Origin of the sequence: Streptomyces sp. NPDC002773 (assembly GCF_040295605.1) — a bacterium.
GTDB lineage: Bacteria > Actinomycetota > Actinomycetes > Streptomycetales > Streptomycetaceae > Streptomyces.
Window position 1 is genome coordinate 15232 of sequence record NZ_JBEOVO010000037.1, and the last position, 20508, is coordinate 35739.

General features: G+C 71.4%; 22 protein-coding genes, 1 tRNA gene and 3 pseudogenes. 11 read left to right on the forward strand and 15 right to left on the reverse strand.

What is annotated here, in order from left to right; translation table 11 throughout:
• Nucleotides 1-65: 65 nt before the first annotated feature.
• On the reverse strand, nucleotides 66-626 hold the full coding sequence (locus ABT034_RS30215; RefSeq protein WP_351220253.1) for a GNAT family N-acetyltransferase: 561 nt from the start codon (nucleotides 624-626) through the stop codon (nucleotides 66-68).
• 242 nt (nucleotides 627-868) lie between these two features.
• On the opposite strand from ABT034_RS30215, the pseudogene ABT034_RS35355 reads away from it, so the two are divergent.
• A pseudogene (locus ABT034_RS35355) lies at nucleotides 869-1273 on the forward strand (transposase); the annotation flags it as partial.
• Nucleotides 1274-1304: 31 nt separating this feature from the next.
• Here ABT034_RS35355 and ABT034_RS30225 read toward each other — a convergent pair.
• The 3 genes from ABT034_RS30225 to ABT034_RS30235 all read right to left on the reverse strand — a co-directional run bounded on the left by ABT034_RS30225 (nucleotide 1305) and on the right by ABT034_RS30235 (nucleotide 3273).
• Nucleotides 1305-1610, reverse strand: coding sequence for a DUF7677 family protein (locus ABT034_RS30225; protein WP_351220254.1), 306 nt, complete (start codon nucleotides 1608-1610; stop codon nucleotides 1305-1307).
• A 253-nt stretch (nucleotides 1611-1863) separates the two neighbouring features.
• Nucleotides 1864-2364 carry a hypothetical protein gene (locus ABT034_RS30230; RefSeq protein WP_351220255.1) on the reverse strand — a complete coding sequence of 167 codons (501 nt, stop codon included), beginning with the start codon at nucleotides 2362-2364 and terminating at the stop codon, nucleotides 1864-1866.
• A 55-nt stretch (nucleotides 2365-2419) separates the two neighbouring features.
• Nucleotides 2420-3273 (reverse strand): IS5 family transposase gene (locus tag ABT034_RS30235; protein WP_351220256.1). Its coding sequence is split into 2 segments (ribosomal slippage): nucleotides 2420-2931 and nucleotides 2931-3273, totalling 855 coding nucleotides; the frame shifts between segments, so codons are not numbered across the junction.
• A 162-nt stretch (nucleotides 3274-3435) separates the two neighbouring features.
• On the opposite strand from ABT034_RS30235, the gene ABT034_RS30240 reads away from it, so the two are divergent.
• Nucleotides 3436-3864, forward strand: a complete 429-nt coding sequence (locus ABT034_RS30240) for a DUF6086 family protein (RefSeq protein ID WP_351220257.1) — start codon at nucleotides 3436-3438, stop codon at nucleotides 3862-3864.
• A 373-nt stretch (nucleotides 3865-4237) separates the two neighbouring features.
• Here ABT034_RS30240 and ABT034_RS30245 read toward each other — a convergent pair.
• Nucleotides 4238-4454: pseudogene (locus ABT034_RS30245) on the reverse strand (helix-turn-helix domain-containing protein); the annotation flags it as partial.
• Nucleotides 4455-4548: 94 nt separating this feature from the next.
• On the opposite strand from ABT034_RS30245, the gene ABT034_RS30250 reads away from it, so the two are divergent.
• A complete protein-coding gene (locus ABT034_RS30250) occupies nucleotides 4549-4929 on the forward strand; it encodes a DUF6221 family protein (protein WP_351220258.1) in 381 nt (126 codons plus the stop codon).
• 78 nt (nucleotides 4930-5007) lie between these two features.
• Here ABT034_RS30250 and ABT034_RS30255 read toward each other — a convergent pair.
• Nucleotides 5008-5081 (reverse strand) — tRNA-OTHER (locus ABT034_RS30255).
• Between the two features lie 43 nt (nucleotides 5082-5124).
• Between ABT034_RS30255 and ABT034_RS35360 the strand changes: the two are divergent.
• Nucleotides 5125-5274, forward strand: a pseudogene (locus tag ABT034_RS35360) (IS21-like element helper ATPase IstB); the annotation flags it as partial.
• Between the two features lie 11 nt (nucleotides 5275-5285).
• On the opposite strand, the gene ABT034_RS30260 reads toward ABT034_RS35360, so the two are convergent.
• From ABT034_RS30260 to ABT034_RS30285, 6 genes are all read right to left on the reverse strand, one after another.
• Entirely contained in the window at nucleotides 5286-5744 is a 459-nt protein-coding gene (locus ABT034_RS30260; RefSeq protein WP_351220259.1) for a hypothetical protein, read from the reverse strand.
• 95 nt (nucleotides 5745-5839) lie between these two features.
• Nucleotides 5840-6496: an alpha/beta hydrolase gene (locus tag ABT034_RS30265; protein ID WP_351220260.1), complete on the reverse strand. Its 657-nt coding sequence runs from the start codon at nucleotides 6494-6496 to the stop codon at nucleotides 5840-5842.
• Nucleotides 6493-6723 carry a DUF1295 domain-containing protein gene (locus ABT034_RS30270; RefSeq protein ID WP_502973090.1) on the reverse strand — a complete coding sequence of 77 codons (231 nt, stop codon included), beginning with the start codon at nucleotides 6721-6723 and terminating at the stop codon, nucleotides 6493-6495. The genes ABT034_RS30265 and ABT034_RS30270 overlap by 4 nt, the downstream gene beginning before the upstream one ends.
• Before the next feature lie 106 nt (nucleotides 6724-6829).
• Nucleotides 6830-7366, reverse strand: coding sequence for a sigma-70 family RNA polymerase sigma factor (locus tag ABT034_RS30275; RefSeq protein WP_502973091.1), 537 nt, complete (start codon nucleotides 7364-7366; stop codon nucleotides 6830-6832).
• 278 nt (nucleotides 7367-7644) lie between these two features.
• Entirely contained in the window at nucleotides 7645-9018 is a 1374-nt protein-coding gene (locus ABT034_RS30280; RefSeq protein ID WP_351220261.1) for a cryptochrome/photolyase family protein, read from the reverse strand.
• A 101-nt stretch (nucleotides 9019-9119) separates the two neighbouring features.
• Nucleotides 9120-10748 (reverse strand): SDR family oxidoreductase, encoded by a 1629-nt coding sequence (locus ABT034_RS30285; RefSeq protein WP_351220262.1) that lies wholly within the window; start codon nucleotides 10746-10748, stop codon nucleotides 9120-9122.
• 115 nt (nucleotides 10749-10863) lie between these two features.
• On the opposite strand from ABT034_RS30285, the gene ABT034_RS30290 reads away from it, so the two are divergent.
• The 5 genes from ABT034_RS30290 (at nucleotide 10864) to ABT034_RS30310 (ending at nucleotide 15798) form a co-directional block, all read left to right on the forward strand.
• Nucleotides 10864-11355 (forward strand): MarR family winged helix-turn-helix transcriptional regulator, encoded by a 492-nt coding sequence (locus ABT034_RS30290; RefSeq protein WP_351220263.1) that lies wholly within the window; start codon nucleotides 10864-10866, stop codon nucleotides 11353-11355.
• A 205-nt stretch (nucleotides 11356-11560) separates the two neighbouring features.
• Nucleotides 11561-13807: an MMPL family transporter gene (locus ABT034_RS30295; RefSeq protein ID WP_351220264.1), complete on the forward strand. Its 2247-nt coding sequence runs from the start codon at nucleotides 11561-11563 to the stop codon at nucleotides 13805-13807.
• A gap of 104 nt (nucleotides 13808-13911) precedes the next feature.
• Nucleotides 13912-14436 carry an ECF RNA polymerase sigma factor SigK gene (sigK, locus tag ABT034_RS30300; protein WP_351220295.1) on the forward strand — a complete coding sequence of 175 codons (525 nt, stop codon included), beginning with the start codon at nucleotides 13912-13914 and terminating at the stop codon, nucleotides 14434-14436.
• A complete protein-coding gene (locus ABT034_RS30305; protein WP_351220265.1) occupies nucleotides 14433-15191 on the forward strand; it encodes an anti-sigma factor in 759 nt (252 codons plus the stop codon). The genes sigK and ABT034_RS30305 overlap by 4 nt, the downstream gene beginning before the upstream one ends.
• Before the next feature lie 196 nt (nucleotides 15192-15387).
• Complete coding sequence (locus ABT034_RS30310) at nucleotides 15388-15798, forward strand: Rieske (2Fe-2S) protein (RefSeq protein WP_351220266.1); 411 nt, start codon at nucleotides 15388-15390, stop codon at nucleotides 15796-15798.
• On the opposite strand, the gene ABT034_RS30315 is transcribed toward ABT034_RS30310, so the two are convergent.
• Nucleotides 15785-16510 (reverse strand): cysteine hydrolase family protein, encoded by a 726-nt coding sequence (locus ABT034_RS30315; protein ID WP_351220267.1) that lies wholly within the window; start codon nucleotides 16508-16510, stop codon nucleotides 15785-15787. The two genes, ABT034_RS30310 and ABT034_RS30315, sit on opposite strands and share 14 nt — an antisense overlap.
• A 78-nt stretch (nucleotides 16511-16588) precedes the next feature.
• Here ABT034_RS30315 and ABT034_RS30320 point away from each other — a divergent pair, with 78 nt between their 5' ends.
• Nucleotides 16589-17056, forward strand: a complete 468-nt coding sequence (locus ABT034_RS30320) for a pyridoxamine 5'-phosphate oxidase family protein (RefSeq protein WP_351220268.1) — start codon at nucleotides 16589-16591, stop codon at nucleotides 17054-17056.
• A 41-nt stretch (nucleotides 17057-17097) separates the two neighbouring features.
• On the opposite strand, the gene ABT034_RS30325 is transcribed toward ABT034_RS30320, so the two are convergent.
• On the reverse strand, nucleotides 17098-18000 hold the full coding sequence (locus ABT034_RS30325; protein ID WP_351220269.1) for a LysR family transcriptional regulator: 903 nt from the start codon (nucleotides 17998-18000) through the stop codon (nucleotides 17098-17100).
• A gap of 73 nt (nucleotides 18001-18073) precedes the next feature.
• On the opposite strand from ABT034_RS30325, the gene ABT034_RS30330 reads away from it, so the two are divergent.
• Nucleotides 18074-19156 (forward strand): DMT family transporter, encoded by a 1083-nt coding sequence (locus ABT034_RS30330; protein WP_351220270.1) that lies wholly within the window; start codon nucleotides 18074-18076, stop codon nucleotides 19154-19156.
• Here ABT034_RS30330 and ABT034_RS30335 read toward each other — a convergent pair.
• Nucleotides 19147-20481 (reverse strand): aminotransferase class I/II-fold pyridoxal phosphate-dependent enzyme, encoded by a 1335-nt coding sequence (locus tag ABT034_RS30335; RefSeq protein ID WP_351220271.1) that lies wholly within the window; start codon nucleotides 20479-20481, stop codon nucleotides 19147-19149. The two genes, ABT034_RS30330 and ABT034_RS30335, sit on opposite strands and share 10 nt — an antisense overlap.
• Between the last annotated feature and the right edge of the window lie 27 nt (nucleotides 20482-20508).

Sequence of the window (20508 nt, forward strand, 5' to 3'; positions counted from 1 at the left end):
GAAGGTCGCGTCTGTCTCGGCCGCACGGGGGAGGCGGCCACGGGGCACCTCCGGTGCATCACCGGCTACCGGTGCTGTCCCCAGTCGGCCCGGGTGAGTTCGTACTCGACTTCGCCGTGCTCGGATCCCTCGATCGCCTCGGGCCAGTCCCCGGTGAAGTGCCGCAGGAACCGCAACCCTGACTTCTCCATCACCCGGCGGGATCCGATGTTCACCGCCATCGTGTTCGCGGTGACCCGCTCCACTCCGAGGTCCGTGAACCCCTTATTGATCAGGGCCAACGATCCCTCCGTGGCGTATCCCTTGCCCCAGGCGGCCTGGTTCAGCCGATAGCCGAGTTCGACCACGGCGGCACTGTGATCGTCCAGAGGACGGAACTCGAACCAGCCGAGGAAGGTCCCCGTGGCCTTCTCCTCAGTGGCCCAGTAGCCGTGGGTGCCGAGGCACGGGTAGTCGTGCAGGAGCCGTGGCAGAGTCCGCGTCTCGATCGCCTCGCGGCTGGTCGGCTTGCCGCCGTTGATGAAACGCATGACGTGGGGATCGTTGTCCAGTGCCAGGAGGTGGTCTGCGTCAGCGTGGGTGAACGGGCGCAGGACGAGCCGTTCGGTCTCCAGGAAGGCATGCATGCCGCAATCCTTACTACTGGCAGTCGGCCCCGCCATCGGATATTCGCAGCGGTGGCTTCGTTCACCTCTAGGCCGTTCCCTGTAGATCTCCACCGGTCTTGTACGGCCTCGGTACGGTGACGCCATGACGACGATCCTGCGGCACCCTCGACCTGGATTCACGTGGGATTGGTGGGCAGTGGACGCTCAGGGCTTCGTCGTGCAGTTCAGCGGCGGTCCTGCTCCTGAGCACCTGCTGGCGCCCGTTCGCGTTCACGCTGACGGGCGGGAACACCAACAACTGCACCCAGTTCACTGCCGCGATGGACGCGATCCGGGTTCCCCGAATCGGGCCGGGACGGCCCCCGGATCCGGCCGGACCATGTCACCGGCGACAAGGGCTACAGCTCCAAGGCGATCCGCACCTGGCTGTGGAGGCGGGGCATCGCCCACACCATTCCCGAGCGGGCCGATCAGGTCGCAAACCGCCTCCGACAGGGAAGCGCCGGCGACCGCCCGCCGGCTTCGACCGGGACTTGTACAAGCGGCGCACCGTGGTGGAGCGGTGCTTCAACCGGCTGAAACAGTGGCGCGGCCTCGCCACCCGCTACGACGAGACCGCTGAGTCCTACCAAGCCGCGGTCGCCCCCGCCTCGCTCCTGATGTGAACGTGATGTCCCGACGACGGGCGCCTGATCCTCAGAGATGGAGTTCGGTCTCCCAGGCTTCGAACGGCGGCGCGACCCGATAGCTCGGGTCGCAGCACGCCCGAATCCACTGCGCGACCCGGTACTGCGCATCCCCGTCGTTCAGCACCATGCCGTCTGCGTCAACTTGCAGCACATTGCCGTAGATCGCGAAGACCTGCTCCAGCGACGAGCCGGAGTGGAAGACCGTCGACCGGTAGTCGAACCCATCGAGCAACTCAACGTCGAGGGTGCCGTTGGCCAAGTAGAAGGCGAACAGCCGAAGCGAAGCGCGCACGTCGACAGAAAGATGCTCCACGCACACATCATGCATGACCTCCCCACCGTTTCAGCAAGATCCTTTGACGACAGGCCCTAGGCAGCTCGGCCGGAGCCATCTCGTACACATCAACCCACGATCGGATGATCCGAAGGAAACGCCCTAAGAACTCCTAACGGAATGACACTTTGAGGTCGGCTCCTCGTGGTGAGGTGCCGTCGGGAAGCATGGGGCGATGGACTTCGATCTTCTCTGCAGCAAGTCGGCAGGCATTGTGTGCCGGTGCGAGAAGTCAATCCTGCGCGAGCTGGAGCCGTCCGAGAGAGCGCTCATCGGCGAGCCACTCATCGGCCTCATGGTCGACGATGAGGCCACGCAGTCCTGCCCGCAGCTCAGGTTCCAGGCGATCGCAGGCGGCTGTGAACGTCCGCAGGTCGTCGGCGCTGGCCAGCAGGGTCAAAAGCTGGAGGACCTGGCCACTGTGATCACGCGGGATGTTCAGAAGATCGGCAGCTGCCAGGACCGTGCCGCTGACAAGATTTCGGCTGGGGAAGCGCTGCAAGGCACCGTAAACGGCTTGGTGGGCGCCGTAGTCCTCTTCCGCACGGAGCGAGGCGATCAGGGCGCAAACAGTGTGGGGGCCCTCGGTGCCGTCGACCATGTCCGCAAGCGCAACGTATCGGTCGTAGCGGCGTCCGGCCTCGTCATCGGAGACGGAGCTGTCGCCATCCTGGACAAGGTCGCCCGTGGCCAACAGCTCTTGCCGCCATGCATCGAAGTCACCGAACGGCACAACTGCTCCCTTTCATGGCTGCCCGCAGGACCGACGGCGGGCTCGATCTCGGACATTACCGAGCACTCGTTCGACGACCTTCCGGCGGGTGCACGATGACGAGCTGTGACAGGCGTCGCCAGCAGATGAGTGCGCATCCCAGGGTGAGGAAGGCTTCGTGGATGCCGTCGCGGATCTCCCAGCGGATCCGCAGGCGGCGGAACCCGTGCAGATGAGCGAAGGCGCGCTCCACAACCCAGCGTTGGGTGCCGAGTCCGGAGCCGTGTTCGGTGCCTCGTCGCGCGATCAGTGGCTTCACGCCGAGTGCGCGGACCAGGCGGCGGTACTTGTCGTGGTCGTAGCCGCGGTCACCGAGCACGACGTCGGGGCGGCGCCGGGGGCGGCCACGCTTGCCCCGGACGGGCGGCACCGCCTGCAGCAGTGGGATGAGCTGGGTGACGTCGTTGCGGTTGCCACCGGTCAGGGTGACGGCGAGCGGGATGCCGGTGGCGTCCGTGATCAGGTGGTGCTTGCTGCCCGTCCTGCCCCGTTCGACAGGGCTTCGTCCCGTCTTGGGGCCCCTTTTAGCGCCCGGATGTGGGAGCCGTCGACCGCCGCCCGGGAGAGGTCCAGGGCGTCCGCGCTGCGGAGCTTGGCCAAGAGCGCTACGTGGAGCCGGCGCCACACGCCGGCCTCGGTCCACTCAGCCAGGCGACGCCAGCACGTCATACCCGAACCGAAGCCGAGCTCCTGCGGCAGGTGTTCCCAGGCGATCCCGGTATGCAGCACGAACAAAATGCCCTGAAACACCTGCCGGTCCGGATGACGCTTCCGCCCCGGATGCCGGACCCGACGCTCAACCTTCGGCAGCAGCGGCTCGATCACCGCCCACAGCTCGTCCTCGACATCCCACGGCTTCCGCCGAGCCACCGCGCACCCCCAGATCAACGGCCCCGGAGTGATCCAACCACCTTGAAGATCATTTCGTTAGGAGTTCTAAGGGGTGCTGGCTCATTTTCCGTGGAGGGCTGACTGACCGTAATGTCATGTGCTCGCGAGCTGGCCAGTATGACCAGCAGGGAGGGGGCTGTATTGAGCCAGTACTACGACATGGGTGACCAGACCCTGTGGAACCCGTCCAACGGGGCCTCCCGGCTGTTCATGAGCCAGGTGAGCGTCTACCAAGTCGAACTGGGCATGCAGTCCGGCATCGGCCCCATGCGGGCTGATGAGTGCCAGATCGACCCTCGCGTGTTCAAGGAGTTCGTCGACGCCCTGGTCGCGTGGCACCGGAGAACGAGTCACGCCGTCATTGCTGCCCTGTCCGAGGGGTTCGTCGCCACGATGCTGGTCCTGGCGGAGAGAGCGGGCATCGAGGTGAACTGGCAGCCAGCAGGCCTCGTCGAGGGCGACGGCCGTAAGAACGTCCAGGTGTCGGCGGTCCCGGTTTCCTCTGAGGAGGCTTGGGCAGCCGCCCTCCGGTCGAAGTCACGCGAGCTGGGCCGTTTTATGGCGGCCTGAGCCTGGCTCGCCCCGCGAAGTCGCTCGGAGGCTATCGGAAGGCGATGTACTAGGGGTGAAGCAAAACACGCTCGCGACTCGCGGAGGAGATAGAAGCCGGCTCGGCCGGATATCTGGTGCTTGGGCCTCTTGATCGGATTGACGGCCCCTCGACGACGCCGGGTGCGCCCATCCGCGACGGCATCACGGTCCCTGTCGATTCCAGCGGGAGCGAAGGCGTCGGCCAAGCGTTTGACGGTGTGGTGGGTCGTGTGAAGCCGGCGGCCGATCGGGCGTCGGCTGTGGCTGGCCGCCCACAGCGTGCGGACGATGACGCGCCTGTCACGAATGCGGTCGGCTTACCGGTGCCCTGTTGGCCGTCGACCGTGGTGGTCTTGCCGACAGCAGCTTTGAACAGTGGGGCGAGATGTCGCATCGTCAAGTTCGTGCGCCAGTACAGCACGACAAGCAGTACCCATGGCCGACCCTTGCGGACCGGGTCCGCACCCTCGCGCCGCAGCATCGCTACCCGCTTCCCGAAGCAGCGCGGGCTCAGACCCCACGAGCGGGGCTTCCCAAGGCGGTTCCGACGCCGTGATCACACCCGTCACAGCAAGATCATTCCAGCGCCGACAGGTGAGAGACAGCGTGCTCACACGATAGAAAACAGGCGATGGCGCCAGGCACGCGCGCGAGAATGTCCACATGAGCGAAGACCTGGTGACGTTCCTGGAGGCGCGGCTGGACGAAGAGGCCGCCTTGGCCCGGGGCTGCGACGGTGACGGATGCGGGCGGTGGTCTGCCCACGGGCACACCGTCGACTTCTGTCAGGTAGAGCTCGCAGGCTTCCACCCCACGATCGCCTTGCATGTGGCTCTGCACGACCCGGCCCGCGTTCTGCGTGAGGTCGAGGCCAAGCGACGCATCCTGGCCCGCCACGCCCTCAGTCCGGCCGTAGGCGACCCGGAACTACCGTGGGACGACCGCGATGACTGCCAGTTCGACGGAGACCTCTGGCCATGCGACGACCTGCTCGACCTCGCGTCGCCGTACAGCGACCACCCTGACTTCCCCCGAAGTGCCTGAAGCGGCGCAACCACGAGTAGAGCGCATCACGGAGGCGCCGCCCCGGACCGAGCCCGCCACTGGAGTCGTAGGTTGGGATGGGGCCGACCGGATTCGAACCGGCGTCCTCCCACACGCGGTGAAGGCGCGACAACCGCTGCGCTACGAGCCCCATCCCGCTCGCCATCATACGAGCTGGTCTCACCGTCGAGGGCCAGAGGGTCGGCCGGTTCCGCCGCTACCGCCTCGTCCCCGTCCCCGTCCCCGAAGTGGACGAAAACGCTCACCGACCCCCGCCTCTGCGCCGCCATCGTCGATCGCCTCGCCACCCGCCGCGTCCGAGCCGAGCAACAAGCACTCGCCTGAGCCGCGGAAGCTCAGATGCGGGCCCTCACCGGGTGGCCCAGTCGGTCCGCCAGTGCAGTCAGCTCGTCCTCGCTGAACCAGAGACGTTCGGGGTTCCAGATGGCGATCTCGAAACGGGCGAAACCACAGGGCCAGTCGTGATCCAGCACGTCCAGGGTGGTGGATCCTCCACAGCATGGCACCTCGACCGCGAGCGTGATGAACCCGTCGTCGCAGTGCGCCTCAAGGAGGTCGCCCCGCCCCTCCGTGTCGATGGCCGCCTGACACAAGGGGCAGCCGATCCTCTCCAGGTTCTCTCCGCAGTCGACGGCGGTCACCACGTCGTGCCACGTCGCGTCGATCTCCACGTCCACGCCGTCGGCAGCCCCGGGAGTCAGTTCCTCGACGAGCGCGATGACGCGATCAACCGCATCGCGATCCGGCTGCCACCGCGGATCATTCGGAATGATCGACAGGATGTCATCGCTCATAGCTCCCCCACCTCGGCAGGCCACTGCAACGTCGCGACGCGATGCTATCGATCGCACGTTCTGATGCGGCGGTCCGTTCCCCCTGTCCCCTCGCCTCAGCCGTGCGACAGCAGTGCCGCGGTGAGTTCCGCCGCGCGGCGGTGCCAGAGGTCCGCGCAGCGGAGCATTGCGTGGCCGCCGGTCGGCATCGGGATGCCGACGGCGTCGGCGCCCGCCGCCCGTGCCCGCCGGACGAAGTCCCAGGACTCACGGGCCGAGGTGACACGGTCGGTCTCGTCGTGGAGCAGGTACAGGCGCCGGCCGCCGAGGTGGTCCACCGGCTCGTCGGCGGGGCACCACGGCGCCAGGGCGACGACCCCGCGCACGGCCGGGTCGCCGGCGGCACGGAGTGCCGCGCGGCCGCCCATGGAGTGGCCGATGAGGACGACGGGTACGGCCCCGGCCCGCTCCCGGAGGGCCGCGAGGGCGGTCTCCGCATCCTTGGCGGCGTCGGCGCGCGGGCCGTTCCAGCCACGGTGGCGGTAGCGCACCTCGCCGATCAATACGTCCCGGCCCCGTACCGCACGGGTCACGGCCGAGGCGAAGGGGCGCATCCGGAGAGCCGGGAGGTTGAGGGCCGGCGGCGGCTCGGGCCCGTCGGCGCGGCCTCCGTGGAGCAGCAGCACGGCCGCGGTGGGCGCGGGCGGCGCACTGCGGACGATCAGGGTGTTCGGCGTGCTCGGCTCGGAACGGCGCCGGGTACGGCAGGTCATCGCGCGTCCGTCCCGTTCCCGCGCCGGCGTGGAGCCCGGGGGAAGAACCCACTCGTCCGAGCCGTGTAGGCCGCGTATCCGGGCCGCCTCGCCATGTGGGCCTCCAGAAGTCGTTTGCCGCTCCCCCGGATGAGCAGGTCGCTCATGACGAGGGGGGAGACGACCGTGAGGGCCGCAGTCTGCCAGGTCGCATCGGCTGTCAGGTACGGACCCCGCCAGACGATCATGCGGTCCAGGCCGTCGTCCAGATGCACGACCTCGCCCTGACCGCATGACCAGACCGGCACCCACACCGGCCCTGACCTGCCCGAACGCAACCTTGTGCAACACCCTTCACGCGGCGGCCAGGCTGCGGCGCATCCGCTGAAGTCCCCGGCGGGCGTGGCTCTTGACGGTGCCCAGGGGCATGCCGGTGCGGTCGGCGATCTGCACCTGTGTCAGGTCTCCGAAGAACGCGAGGGTCAGCACGTCGCGCTGGACCCGTGGCAGGCGGGCCAGTTCGCGGGTGACCACGAGCCGGTCGAGGACGTGCTCGGGCCCCTCGCGCGTGCTGGTGGGCGGCGTGAGGGCCGCGCCCACGGCCGCGACGATGTCCAGGCGGCGAGTCCGGGCGGTGAGCGCGTCCGCGGTCTTCCGCCGGGTGATGCCGACGAGCCAGGCCGGCAGGGGGCCGCGCTCCGGGTGGTACCCGGCCCGGCCTCGCCATGCGGCGAGGAACACCTGCTGGGTGACGTCCTCGGCCTCGCGCGGATCGCCGAGCGCACGGGCGGCGAGGGTGTGGACGAGCCGGGCCCAGCGCCGGTGGGCGAGAACGAGACAGCGCTCGTCGCCCCGGACGAGCCCCCAGCCGATCTCCTCGTCCGTGAGCACGTCGGGCCGGACAGCAACGGGGACACGGACGGGGGCGGCGGCGGTCGCGGTCGCAGTGGCCGTCGCGGTCGCAGTCGGGGTGACAGCCTCGGTCGCAGTGACCGTCGCGGTCGCAGTCGGGGTGACAGCCTCGGTCGCGGTCACGGTCGCGGTTGAAGTCACGGCGGTACTCCTCCTCCCCGGGCTCTGGCCTCCCGGCTCCCTCAGCGTCCGGCCGCCGGGGAAGGTGGATCAACTCGCATCGTTTGTGCGTCGTCTTGCCCCGCCGTGCTGTGGCCTCAGTCCCGGCCCCTGGCCTGCCGGAAGCGGCTCAGGCCGTCGGCGAGGTCGACGATCGGCTCGGGGTAGTCGTACGCGGCCCGGTCCAGGCCCTTCAGCCGCCAGGGTTCGTGGATCAACCGTCCCGACAGGTCCGCCAGTTCGGGCACCCAGCGCCGGACGTAGGCGCCCTCGGGGTCGTACCGCTTGCCCTGGAGTACGGGGTTGAGGACCCGGTGCGGCCGCGTGTCGGTGCCCGTCCCCGCCACCCACTGCCAGTTCATCTGGTTGTTCGCGATATCTCCGTCCACGAGCAGGGCAAGGAAGTGCCGGGCGCCCTCGCGCCAGTCGAGGTAGAGCGTCTTGGCGAGGAAGGAGGCGGCGAGCAGCCGGCCCCGGTTGTGCATCCAGCCCTCGTGGGCGAGTTGCCGCAGGGCCGCGTCGACTACGGGATAGCCGGTCCGGCCCTCCTTCCAGGCCTTCAGGTCCGCCTCGGCCTCCGCACCCCTCCGCCAGCGGTCGTGCCGGGGCCGGTAGTCCTCGACGGCGATCTCCGGCCGCGCGGCGAGCACCTGCTGGTGGAAGTCCCGCCAGCACAGTTGCCGTACGAAGGCCTCGGCACCCGCGCCGCCCCGGGCCCGCGCCCGGTGCACGGCCTCGGTCGCCGAGACCGCGCCGAAGTGGAGGTACGGGGAGAGGCGGGAGGTGGCGTCACCCGCGAGGTCGTCGTGGATCTCCTCGTAGACGTCGGCATGCCGGACCATCCAGGCTTCGAGCCTCCGGCGTCCCTCGGTCTCCCCGCCCCTGGCGAGCCCCTCGGAGACGTCCGCCACGGAGGCGCGCTCCGGCAGCGGCTCGGAGCGCAGCTCCTGCGGCACCGGCACCTGCCGCGGGGCCAGGAGGGGCGCGCGGAGCGGTTCGGAGACCCAGCGCCTGAGGTACGGGGTGAACACCGCGAAGTGGTCGGAACCCTGCGGTGTGACGTCGCCGGGCGGTACGACCGTGGCCACGGCGTCGTGTACGTAGAGCCGGCGCCCGTCGGACTCCAGCGCCCGCCGCAGCCGCGCCTCCCGGGCGCGGGCGAAGACGGAGTGGCCGGCGGCCATGTGGACCTCGTCGGCGTCGGCCTGCCGCACCACACCGCACACCTCCGCGACGGTGTCGCCGGCGCGCACGACGAGCCGGCCGCCGCGCTTCCTCAGTCCGGCGTCGAGGTCGGCCAGGCAGTCGGCGAGGAAGGCGAGCCGGTTGGGTGCCGCGAACCCGGCCCGGTCCACGGCGGGGTCACGGACGAACAGCGGTACCACCTCGTGCGCCGCGTCGACGGCCGCGCGGAGCGGCGGATGGTCTTGGACGCGCAGGTCGGAGGTGAAGAGGACGACTGAGACGGTCATGGGGCCACTCCCGGGGATCGTTCGCCGGGCGGGCCGTGAGGCCGGACGCCCGACGTGCTGCTGCAGTGTGGATGTGCCGCCCCCTTCCTCGTACCGCCGACTCATGGATGCGGCGGCCCGGCGTCCCCGGGTGGCCTGCTTCCGGAGGCCCGACGCCCGACCGACCGACGCCCGACCGACCGACCCCCGACCGACCGACGCCCGACCGACCCGCCCCCAGACGAAATCCCCCCGCCCTTCTCCGCCGTCCGCGCGATGTTCCTCGCCATGCCGCCGAACACGACGGCATGGAACGGCGACACGCTCCACCAGTACGCCTGACCCGCAAGACCGCGCGGGTGGAAGAGGGCGCGCTGGCGGTACCGGGTCCGCCCCTCGGCGTCCCGCTCCGCGCGCATCTCCAGCCAGGCGAGCCCGGGAAGCCGCATCTCGGCGCGGAGCCGCAGCAGGGACCCGGGCTCGATCTCCTCGACCCGCCAGAAGTCGAGCGCGTCACCCACCCGGAGCCGCTGGGCGTCGCGTCGGCCCCGGCGCAGCCCGACGCCGCCGGCGAGCCGGTCGAACCAGCCGCGCACGGCCCAGGCCAGTGGGAAGGAGTACCAGCCGTTCTCGCCGCCGATGCCCTCGATGACTTGCCACAGGGCCTGCGGTCCGGCGTCGACGGTCCGTTCGCGTTCGTCCGTGTAGAGGCTGCCGCCCGCCCAGTCGGGGTCGGTGGGCAGGGGGTCGCTGGGGGCTCCGGCGAGCGAGGCGGAGCTCCACCGGGTGGTGACCCGGGCCTCCTGGACCCGTTGGAGGGCGAGCGTGAGGGCCTCGTCGAAGGGGACGGGGGTGCCGGGCGGGTCGGGGACGTGGTCGGCGATGTCGTGCTCGGCGCAGACCACCTCGTACCGCAGCGACTCGGCGAGCGGACGGGCCAGGGAGGCGGGGACGGGCGTGACGAGTCCGATCCATTGGCTGGACAGGCCCGGAGTGAGCATCGGGACCGGCAGGATGAGCCGTCGGCGCAGACCGGCGACCTGCGCGTAACGGATCATCATGTCGTGGTACGTGAGGACGTCCGGGCCGCCGATGTCGAAGGTGCGGCTGACGTCCTCCGGCATGCGGGCGCTGCCGACGAGGTAGCGCAGCACGTCGCGGACGGCGATGGGCTGGACGCGGGTGCCGACCCAGCTCGGCGTCACCATCACGGGGAGCCGTTCGGTGAGGTACCGGAGCATCTCGAAGGAGGCGGAGCCGGAGCCGATGACGACGGCGGCCCGCAGCACGGTAGTGGGGACGCCGGATTCGAGCAGGATCCGGCCGACCTCGGCCCGGGAGCGCAGGTGCGGGGAGAGCTCCCCCTCGGGTACGTCCGCCGGGGTGAGCCCGCCGAGATAGACGATGCGCCTGACCCCGGCGGCGCGGGCCTCCTCGGCGAAGGTGCGGGCGGCGCGCCGGTCGGTCTCCTCGAAGCCGTGCCCGGCTCCCATGGAGTGCACGAGATAGTAGGCGACCTCGACGTCGCGGAAGGCGTCCCGCAGGCCCGCCGCGTCGGTGACGTCTCCCCGTACGATCTCGACCCGGTCCGCCCAGGGGTGGTCCCGCAGGTGGGACGGGGTGCGGGCGAGGCAACGCACACGGTGTCCGGCGTCGAGCAGCTCGGGGACGAGCCGGCCGCCGATGTAGCCGCCGGCCCCGGTCACGAGGCAGAGCGTGCGACCGGACGCGGCCGGGGGGTGCGTCGCCATGGTGTGTACTCCGTTCCGTCCGTCCGGGGGTTCGTCATTTCCGGTACGCCCTGGTGATCCTTCCCCCTCCGCAGCTCGGGCGGATGCGCGGGAGCGATGTCTATAGGCTGAACGCGTGGCCCGCACAGAAGACCGAGACGCTCCCGCCGCCCCCGAGGGCCCCCCGGGTGACCTGCAGAGCTTCGCCGTCGCGCTGCGGCGGACGCAGGGCGAGATCAATCGCCTGGTGCACGGTTTCGCGCAGGCGCAGGGGCTGCACCCCACGGACGTACAGGCGCTGGCCGTCGTCCTGGACAGCCCCGAGCCGCTGACGCCGGGGCGGCTGCGCGAGCACCTCGGTCTCACGTCGGGTGCGGTCACGGCCTGTCTCGACCGCCTTGAGAAGGCGGGGCACATCCGCAGGACCCGGGAGAGCTCGGACCGTCGGGTCGTCCATGTGCGGTACGAGGACGGGGCGCGGGCCGCGGCCAGGCGGTACTTCCTGCCGCTCGCGGAGGCGGCGGAGCGGGCGCGGGAGCAGTTCGACCCGGCCGAGCTGTCGGTGGCGCTGCGCTTCCTCAACACGCTGAACGACGAGCTCGGGGCTCTGCGCGTGCCGCGCCGCTGAGGCGGGCGGAACACGGATGCCTGCAAACAGGCATCCAGACAGGAATCCAGGCAGGAATCCAAGCGGGAATCCAAGCGGGCAAGCGTGCCTGCATCCGTCCTGCACGCGGTTACCGAAGGGGTGTCGAGAGCCGAGACACGCGCATGATAGAAACTCTCTCAATCATTGAGATACTTAATGACAGAGATATAGTACGGAGCCCCCGATGCCGCCCAGTGCCCTCCGCAGGACCCGACTTCTCCTGCCCCTGACGCTCCTGATCGCCTGGCTCGCCGTGGGCGGCGGGCTCGGCCCCTTCGCCGGCCGCCTGGGCGAGGTCGCCACCAACGACCAGGCGGCTTTTCTGCCCCGCAGCGCCGAGTCCACCCGCGTCATCGAGGAGCAGAAGGCGTTCCGCCGGTCCGAGACCGTGCCCGCGATCGTGGTGTGGACCGCACGGGACGGCGGGTCGGTGCCCGCCGACTCGGCGGCCGCGGCGACCCGCTCCCTCGCACCGCTCGCCGGGCGCGAGGGCATCGCGGGCCCTCCCTCCCCCGCCTTGCCGTCCGAGGACGGCAAGGCCCTGCGCGCCGTCGTCGCGCTGGACCCGGGCCTGGGTGACGCCCTGCCGGCGACGCTCGACACGATTCGGAAGGCGGCGGCCTCGGTTCCCGGTACGACCGTCCTGATCGCGGGTCCCGCCGCCACCCAGGCCGATCTCTCCGGCGCCTTCTCCGGGATCGACGGCCTGTTGCTCGGCGTCGCCCTGATCGCGGTGCTGCTCATCCTGCTGGTCGTCTACCGCAGCGTCCTGCTGCCCCTGATGATCATCCTGGGGGCGGTCTTCGCCCTCGGCCTGGCCTGCGCCGTGGTGTACGTCCTTGCCGACGCCGGCGTCCTCAGGGTCGACGGCCAGGTGCAGGGCATCCTGTCCATCCTGGTGATCGGCGCCGCCACCGATTACGCGCTCCTCCTGGCCGCCCGCTACCGCGAGGAACTCACGGCACCCGGCTCGGACCGCTTCGCCGCGATGAACCGGGCCCTGCGCCGCTCCTTCGAACCGATCGTCGCCAGTGCCGCGACCGTCGCCCTCGGCCTGCTCGCCCTCCTCGTGAGCGACCTGTCCAACAACCGGGCGCTCGGACCCGTCGGCGCCATCGGCATCGCCTGCGCCGTCCTCAGCGCCCTCACGTTCCTACCGGCGGCCTTGGTCCTCACGGGCCGCGCCGCGTACTGGCCGGCCCGCCCGAAGACCCGCCGCGAGGCCCTCGCGAAGACGGGGCCTGAGAAGACGGTTCCTGAGAAGACGGTTCCTGAGAAGGCGACTCCCGACACCGAGCCCGACGACGCCCACCCCCTCTGGCACCGGATCGCCGCCCTCGTCGACCGTGCCCCCCGCAAGGTCTGGGCGGTCACCCTCGCCGGGCTCCTGGCCTGTGCCGCCTTCGCTCCCGCTCTGAACTCCCGGGGCGTGCCCTTCGACGAGATCTTCGTCAACGACGCGCCCTCCGTCGCCGCCCAGGAGACCCTCGGCCGCCACTTCCCCGGTGGCGCCGGCAATCCCGCAGTGATCATCACCGACGCGGGGGCGGTCGCGAAGGTGGTCGCCGCCGCCGAGGACGTCGACGGCGTCGACTCGGCGTTCCCGGTGGGCGCCTCGGGCCGCCCGGCGCCCGGCGCACCGCTCGTGGTCGACGGCAGGGCCCGTATCGACGCCACCCTCACCGCCGCCGCCGACAGCGACGCGGCACGGGAGACGCTCGCCCGGCTCCGTACCGCCGTCCACGCCGTACCAGAGGCGAACGCCCTGGTCGGCGGCTCCACCGCCCAGCAGTACGACACCCAGCACACGGCCGCCCGGGACCGGACGCTCATCGTGCCGGTGGTCCTGGCGATCATCCTGGTGATCCTGGTGGCGCTACTGCGCTCGCTCGTGCTGCCGCTGCTCCTCGTCGCAACCGTGGCCCTCAACTTCGCCGCCACCCTGGGCATCTCGGCGCTCGTGTTCGAGCACGCCCTCGGCTTCACCGGCACGGACGCCTCCGTCCCGCTGTATGGATTCGTCTTCCTCGTCGCGCTCGGAGTCGACTACAACATCTTCCTGATGCCCCGGGTCCGCGAGGAGTCGCTGCGGCACGGGGTGCGCGAGGGCGTCCGTATCGGTCTGACCGCCACCGGCGGCGTGATCACCTCGGCGGGCGTCGTGCTCGCCGCGACCTTCGCCGCGCTCGGGGTGATCCCGCTGGCCTTCCTCGTGCAGATCGCGTTCATCGTCGCCTTCGGCGTCCTGCTCGACACCCTGGTGGTCCGCTCGCTCCTCGTCCCGGCGCTGGTACGGGACCTCGGCCGCGCGGCGTGGTGGCCCGGTGCGCTGAGCCGCGTCCCGGAGGATCAGGGCCTTCCCCGGGATCGGCGCCTCCACCGGGATCGGGGCCGTACCGACCAATCCGCCGACGCCCCCGCTCCGAAGTAGAGGCGCATCCGAGTACACGCAGGAGGGCATAACCGGTGAGAGAGCACGCACGCGTCGACGGAGGTCCGGCCCCGGACCGGGGCGGCGACGGTCTGCCCGAGCTGATGGTGCAGGTCGCCCGAGGGGATCAGGACGCCTTCTCGGCCGTCTTCGACCAGGTCTCAGGACCCGTCCTCGGCGTGGTCCGCTCGGTCGTGCGGGATCCTGCGCAGTCCGAGGAGGTGACCCAGGAAGTGATGGTCGACCTCTGGCGGTCCGCCGCCCGCTACCGGCCGGATCGCGGCTCCGTCCTGAACTGGGCGCTCACTCTCGCCCACCGCCGCGCCGTGGACCGGGTGCGCTCCGAGCAGGCGTCGTCGGACCGGGCCCGGCGGGTCGCGCTCCTCGAGCACACCCCCGCGTACGACGAGGTGACCGAGGAGGTCGAGAACCGACTCGACCGCGAGCGTGTACGGCGCTGTCTCCGGGGCCTCACCGAACGCCAGCGGCAGTCCGTCACCCTCGCCTACTACCGGGGGCTGACCTACCGCGAGGTCGCCGAGCTCCTCTCGCTGCCGCTCGGCACGGTGAAGACCCGGATGCGCGACGGTCTCATCCGGCTCCGCGACTGCCTGGGGGTGACGGCATGACCGGCGTCGACCTGCACACGCTGACCGGTGCGTACGTTCTCGACGCGCTGGACACGGACGCGGAACGGGAGTCGGTCGAGCGGCACCTCGCCCACTGCTCCGCGTGTACGCACGAGGTCCGGGAACTCTCGGAGACGGCGGCGCGCCTCGGCCTGGCCGTCGCCGAACCGGTCACCCCCGCGCTGCGCGCCGAGGTGCTGCGCCGGATCGCGGACGTCCGCCAACTGCCGCCGGTGACCGTGCAGTCCGGCCGTACGCTCGCGCGTCTCCGCGGCCTGCGCCGGCTGCCCCGCTGGGCGCTCGCCGCCTCGCTCGCCGGGACGGTCACGCTCGCCGGTTTCGCGGGCCTGCAGTACCAGCGGGCCGAGGAGGCCGGCACCCGGGCGGCCCGTGCGGAGGCGAGCGCCGAGGCGGTCGCGGCGGTGCTCGCGGCGCCGGACGCCCGGGTCTCCACCGCGCGGCTCGCGGACGGGGCGGTGGGGACGCTCGTGCACGCCCCGTCCCTCGACCGGGCGGTGTTCGCCGCCGCGGGGATGCCGGCTCCGCCGGCCGGCAAGGTCTACCAACTCTGGTACGACGACGCCGGGACGATGCGGTCGGCCGGCCTCATGGCCTCGGGTACGACGTCCTCGACCACCCTCCTGGAGGGCTCGGCGAACCGATCCGCCGGGATCGGCATCACCGTGGAACCCGAGGGCGGCTCCCCGCGCCCGACCTCGGCGCCGGTCGCCACGATGGCCATGCCGAAGGCCTGAGTACGGGCTCCTCGGAGACCGTACGGATCTCGATGCGCCCAACCTGTGAACGGGACACAGGCCGCACCCGTACCTTCGGGTGTCGAAGGTGTAGAAGGTGTCGGACGTGTCGAAGGCGTCGAAGATGTCAAGGATGTCAAGGATCTCGACGTGTCGACACACACCGGTGGAGCGAGGGAAGAGGGGCAGGCAGCACATGAGCGGAGTGGCACGACGGACGGTGGTCGCCGCGGCGGGCAGCGCGGGCCTGGCGGCGGCGCTCGCCGCCTGCGGGGGCGGCGGCGAGGAGGACAAGAACCCGGCGCCGGAGGGCACCGAGGGCGCCGCCCTCGCGCGGACCGGGGACATCCCGGTGGGCGGCGGAAAGATCCTCGCCGACAAGGGGTTGGTGATCACCCAGCCGAAGGCGGGCGAGTTCAAGGCGTTCTCCTCGAAGTGCACCCACGCGGGCTGCGCCGTGAGCAGCATCAAGGACGGGGTCATCGTCTGCCCGTGCCATCAGAGCCATTTCGACGTGTCGGACGGCAGCGTGAAGTCCGGCCCGGCGACCGCGCCGCTGCCGCCGGAGCCGATCCAGGTGGTGGGCGAGGAGATCAGCTTCGGCTGACGGCGCTCCCGGCGGCTCCAGTGGCTCCGGTAAGTCCGGCGGAAGCGGAAAGGCCGGGGCTCGTTCTGGGGAGCTTCCAGCACCCCAGTACCTCGTCGGTCGTGGTGATCGTGGCGACGAGCGCGAGGGTGTGACGGATCATCGCGGGGGTGTAGTCGGCCGGCACCCCCGCGATGGCGTCGGCGGGGACGACCACCGTGTAGCCGAGGTTCACGGCGTCGAAGACCGCGTTGGGTACGGCCACGTTGGCGGAGACGCCGGTGACGATCAGCGTCCGGCAGCCGAGGTTGCGGAGCAGCGGGTCGACATCGGTCCCGGCGAGCGGCGAGAGCCCGTGGAGACGCCGTACGACGAGGTCCTCGTCCGCGACCTGGATCGGTGCGGCGACCCGTACCGCCGTGCTGCCGCTGTGCTGCTGGACGGGCAGGCGGGCGGCGGCCCGGAACAGCCGGGCGTTGCTGTTGGCGCCCCGGCCGTCGGGGCGTCGCTCGGCGACGGCGTGGATCACCTGGACGTCCGCCTCGTGCGCGGCGGCGACGAGCCGGGCGACGTTGCGCAGGGCGCCCGACGCGCGGGCGACGGCGGCCAGTTCGGGCAGCGCGCTGTCCGGGCCCACGACTCCCTGCTGGCACTCGACGGTGAGGAGCACGACTCCGCCGTCCGGCCGGATGCGCTCCGCGAGCGGTTCCTTCGAACTCTGCCCCTGCCCCATGGCTTCTCCCCTTGCACCGGCGCGACTGGACCCCCATGCTTTCTGACGTCTCATCAGAAATCCAGAAGGGTGCGGACGATGACCGTCGCACAGCGCCGTGGACGCCGGATCATGATGACCCCGGCCGAGCTCGACTCCTTCCTCGCCGAACAGCGCACCTGCCGGGTCGCGACCGTCTCCACCGACGGCCGCCCGCACGTGAGCGCGCTCTGGTTCGCCTGGGACGGCTCCTCGCTGTGGCTGTACTCGCTGACGCGCAGCCGCCGCTGGTCCGAGCTGCGCGCTGACCCGCGGGTCGCCGTCGTGGTGGACGACGGCGAGGAGTACGGAGAGCTGCGCGGCGTCGAACTGTCGGGCACGGTCACCTTCGTGGGGGAGGCCCCGCGTACCGGCGAAGCGTGCCCCGAACTCGACGTCCCGGAGCAGCTCTTCGCCGCCAAGAACTTCGGCCTCGACGCGATGCCGCACGACGGGCGGCACGCCTGGATGCGGCTGACGCCGGACGCCGTCGCCTCCTGGGACTTCCGCAAGCTCGCCGCGCCCTGACGGGCCGGCCCCGACGGTGGCGGCACCCCAGGGCTCAGGGCTCAGCTGGCCAGCGGCTCGGCCGTCGCCCGCAGGGCCCCAACGACCGCCCGTACGGAGGGGCGGCGGCCCGCGTCGGCGCGCCAAGTGGCGTAGATGTGGCGGCGCACGGGCTGGCGTACGGGCACGAACACGACACCGTCCGGCACCGGGCGGCCGAGTCGGGGCGTCACACACACCCCGAGCCCGGCGGCGACGAGCGCCAGCTGCGTGTGGTGCTCCCCCGCGAGATGTCCGATGCGCGGTTCGATGCCCTGCGAGCGCAGGGTGAACATCAGCCAGTCGTGGCAGAACTCGCCCTCGGGCCAGGAGACCCACTCCTCGTCGGCGAAGTCCACCAGGTCCACCGCCTCCCGCCCGGCCAGCGGGTGTCCGGCGGGCAGGGCGACGTCGGCGGTGTCGTCGAGGAGATGGGCGCGTTCGAGCCCGCCGGGCACCGGCGCGCGCTTGTTGCTCCAGTCCAGAACGAGCGCGAGATCCGCGTCGCCGCGCAGGACGGCGCGCACGCCCTGCTCGGGCTCCAGTTCCGTCGTACGGACCCGGAGGTCTGGGTGCCCCTCGCGCAGCGCGGCCAGCGCGGCGGGGAAGAGCCCCCGGGCCGCCGTCGGGAAGGCGGCGACCCTCACCTCGCCCACCACCTGGCCGCGCTGGGCCTCGATGTCGGCCTGGGCCAGCTGGACCTGGGAGAGGATCCGGGCCGCGTGCTCGGCGAGCAGCAGCCCGGCGTCGGTCAGCCGCACGCCCCGGCCGTTCTTGGCGAGCAGCTGCTGGCCCACCTCACGCTCCAGTTTGGAGAGCTGCTGGGAGACGGCCGACGTGGTGACGTGCAGCCCGTCGGCCGCGCCGCTGACCGACCCGTGCCGGGCGACGGCGTCGAGGGTGCGGAGGCGCTCCAGATTCAACATGTAAGCAATACTAAGGGAAGGGGTCGAGGAAATCTCGCTTGTCCTAAGAAATCAGCCCCGTCACCCTGAGTGCATGAGCCCCGCAGCCCCGCCCACGCCACCCTCCACGCCCTCTCCGCCCTCTCCGCCCTCTCCGCCCTCCTCTTCCTGGCGGGTCCGCTTCGGCGTACTGGCCCTGATCTGGGGCTTCAGCTTCGTCTTCATCAAGGTGGGTACGGAGGGGTTCGCGCCGCTCCAGGTCACCTTCGGGCGGCTCCTGTTCGGTACGGCGGTGCTCGCCGTCGCCCTGGTGGTGAAGCGCGACCGGTTGCCGCGCGGCGCCCGTGTCTGGGGCCATCTGACGGTCGCGGCCTTCCTCCTCAACGCGCTGCCGTTCACCCTCTTCTCGTACGCGGAACTGACGATCCCGTCGACCCTGGCCGGCATCTGCAACGCGACGACTCCCCTGTGGGGCATGCTGCTCTCCCTCGTCGCGCTCTCCGAGGACCGGCCGACCCGGGTCCGCGCCGCGGGTCTCGGCATCGGCTTCATGGGTGTACTGACCGTCCTCGGGGCGTGGCAGGGCTTCTCGGGCCTCGACGTGACGGGCACCGCGCTGGCCCTGCTCGCGTCCTTCAGTTACGCGGTCGGTTGGATCTACGTCCGCAGGACGCTGAGCGGCACCGGCGCGTCGAACCTCTCCCTCGCCGGCACCCAGGTGGGGCTCGCGACGCTGCAACTGGCCTTGGTCACCCCGATGTTCACCTCAATGCCGGAGAGGCTCGAACTCGTGCCACTGCTCGCCGTGATCGCGCTCGGCGCGCTCGGGACGGGGTACGCGATGCTGCTCCAGTACGGGGTGGTGGCGGAGGTCGGTCCGACGACGGCCGCCATGGTCACGTACTTCATCCCGGTCATCGCGACGGCGGCGGGCGTCGTGCTCCTGGACGAGCAGCTCACCTGGAACACGCCGGTCGGCGCCGCAGTGGTCCTAGCAGGCGCAGCCCTCACCCAAACCCGCCCGACACCCCCACGCGCCCCCGCCACGGACACGCACCTCGGCGCGGCTGTGCCCCTCGCCCACCCCATTGCGGACACGCGCCCCGGCGCGGCAACACCCCCACCCGCCCACCCCGTTGTGGGCATTCGTTCCCCACGCACCCCGCCTCACCCATAGCTCCGCGCCACCACCGGCCCCACCGCCCCCGCCACCGCCTCCGCCAACGGCTCCACATCCCCCACGGCCAGGCCGGAAACGGTGAGCCGCACCGCCGCCCCCGCCTCCATACGAAACCGCGCCCCCGGCGCCACCGCCCACCCCGCCGCAAGCAACCGCGCCACCGCACCCGTCTCGTCGGCGACCGGAACCCACACGTTCATGCCACCACGCCCGTGCGCCTCGACACCCCGCCGGGCCAGCGCCCGTACGAGCCCGTCGCGCCGCTTCCCGTACGAGCGCGCCACGACGGCGGGATCCACCGCCCCCGTCGCCCACAGGTACGCGACCGTCCCCTGGAGCAGCCGGCTCACCCAGCCGGGCCCGAGCCGCTGCCGCCCGAGCACCCGGTCGACGGTCTCGGCGTCACCGGTGAAGGCGGCGATCCGCAGGTCGGGCCCGTACGCCTTGGCGACGGAACGGACCAGCACCCAGGGGCCGTCTCCCCCGGCCAGCGGATGCAGCGGCTGCGCGACGATGCCGTGCCCGTGGTCGTCCTCGACGAGCAGCACGCCCGGGTGGCCGGCGAGGACCCGCCGCAGCTCCCGCGCCCGCCCCTCCGTCACACACGCCCCGGTGGGGTTCTGCGCCCGGTCGGTCACGATCACCGCCCGGGCCCCGTCACGCCGGATCGCGCGCTCGACCTCCTCCGGCAGCGGCCCCTCGTCGTCGACGGCCATGGGCACGGGGCGCAGCCCGAGCGCGGGCACGAGGTCGAGGAGGCTGCCCCAGCCCGGATCCTCGACGGCGACGGCGTCGCCCGGCCTGAGGTGGACGGCGAGGACGCGCTCGACGGCGTCGAGGGAGCCCGAGGCGACGCCGACGGGTCCGTCGGGCACCCCGTCGGCGTCGAAGGCGGCCCGCGCGAGCCTCCCGAACTCCTCGTCGACCGGCTCCTCTCCGTACAGGCCGGGCTGTTCGGCGTACCGCCGCGCGACCTCGGCGAAGGCCTCGCCGAGGGGCGGCAGCAGGGCGGGGTCGGGGCTGCCGTTGCTCACGTCGCGGACGCCCTCGGGGGCTTCCACCCGGATGGTGCCGCGCGCGGTCGTGGCGGGGCGCGGCCGCACCCGGCTGCCGCGCCGCCCGTCGGTCTCGATGACCCCACGCTCTCGCAGGGTGCGGTAGGCGGCGGCGACGGTGTTCGGGTTCACTCCGAGTGTGGCTGCCAACTCCCGCATGGGTGGCAGGAGTTGGCCGGGCTGCAAGCTGCCGGCTCCCACTCCCCTCTCCACGCTGGCAGCAATGTCCGATGCGCGACGACCTTCGATCCGATATTCTCCTAGCACAAACAACAGTATGCACTAGTGCAATGG

Excerpts from the sequence above, each read along its gene's own strand:
- ABT034_RS30315 (WP_351220267.1), bottom strand. The coding sequence starts at position 16,510 with ATGGGGCAGGGGCAGAGTTCGAAGGAACCGCTCGCGGAGCGCATCCGG.
- ABT034_RS30280 (WP_351220261.1), bottom strand. The coding sequence starts at position 9,018 with ATGACCGTCTCAGTCGTCCTCTTCACCTCCGACCTGCGCGTCCAAGAC.
- ABT034_RS30270 (WP_502973090.1), bottom strand. The coding sequence starts at position 6,723 with ATGATCGTCTGGCGGGGTCCGTACCTGACAGCCGATGCGACCTGGCAG.
- ABT034_RS30330 (WP_351220270.1), top strand. The coding sequence starts at position 18,074 with ATGAGCCCCGCAGCCCCGCCCACGCCACCCTCCACGCCCTCTCCGCCC.
- sigK (WP_351220295.1), top strand. The coding sequence starts at position 13,912 with ATGGTGCAGGTCGCCCGAGGGGATCAGGACGCCTTCTCGGCCGTCTTC.
- ABT034_RS30325 (WP_351220269.1), bottom strand. The coding sequence starts at position 18,000 with ATGTTGAATCTGGAGCGCCTCCGCACCCTCGACGCCGTCGCCCGGCAC.
- ABT034_RS30305 (WP_351220265.1), top strand. The coding sequence starts at position 14,433 with ATGACCGGCGTCGACCTGCACACGCTGACCGGTGCGTACGTTCTCGAC.
- ABT034_RS30250 (WP_351220258.1), top strand. The coding sequence starts at position 4,549 with ATGAGCGAAGACCTGGTGACGTTCCTGGAGGCGCGGCTGGACGAAGAG.
- ABT034_RS30285 (WP_351220262.1), bottom strand. The coding sequence starts at position 10,748 with ATGGCGACGCACCCCCCGGCCGCGTCCGGTCGCACGCTCTGCCTCGTG.
- ABT034_RS30260 (WP_351220259.1), bottom strand. The coding sequence starts at position 5,744 with ATGAGCGATGACATCCTGTCGATCATTCCGAATGATCCGCGGTGGCAG.
- ABT034_RS30320 (WP_351220268.1), top strand. The coding sequence starts at position 16,589 with ATGACCGTCGCACAGCGCCGTGGACGCCGGATCATGATGACCCCGGCC.
- ABT034_RS30310 (WP_351220266.1), top strand. The coding sequence starts at position 15,388 with ATGAGCGGAGTGGCACGACGGACGGTGGTCGCCGCGGCGGGCAGCGCG.
- ABT034_RS30295 (WP_351220264.1), top strand. The coding sequence starts at position 11,561 with ATGCCGCCCAGTGCCCTCCGCAGGACCCGACTTCTCCTGCCCCTGACG.
- ABT034_RS30265 (WP_351220260.1), bottom strand. The coding sequence starts at position 6,496 with ATGACCTGCCGTACCCGGCGCCGTTCCGAGCCGAGCACGCCGAACACC.
- ABT034_RS30215 (WP_351220253.1), bottom strand. The coding sequence starts at position 626 with ATGCATGCCTTCCTGGAGACCGAACGGCTCGTCCTGCGCCCGTTCACC.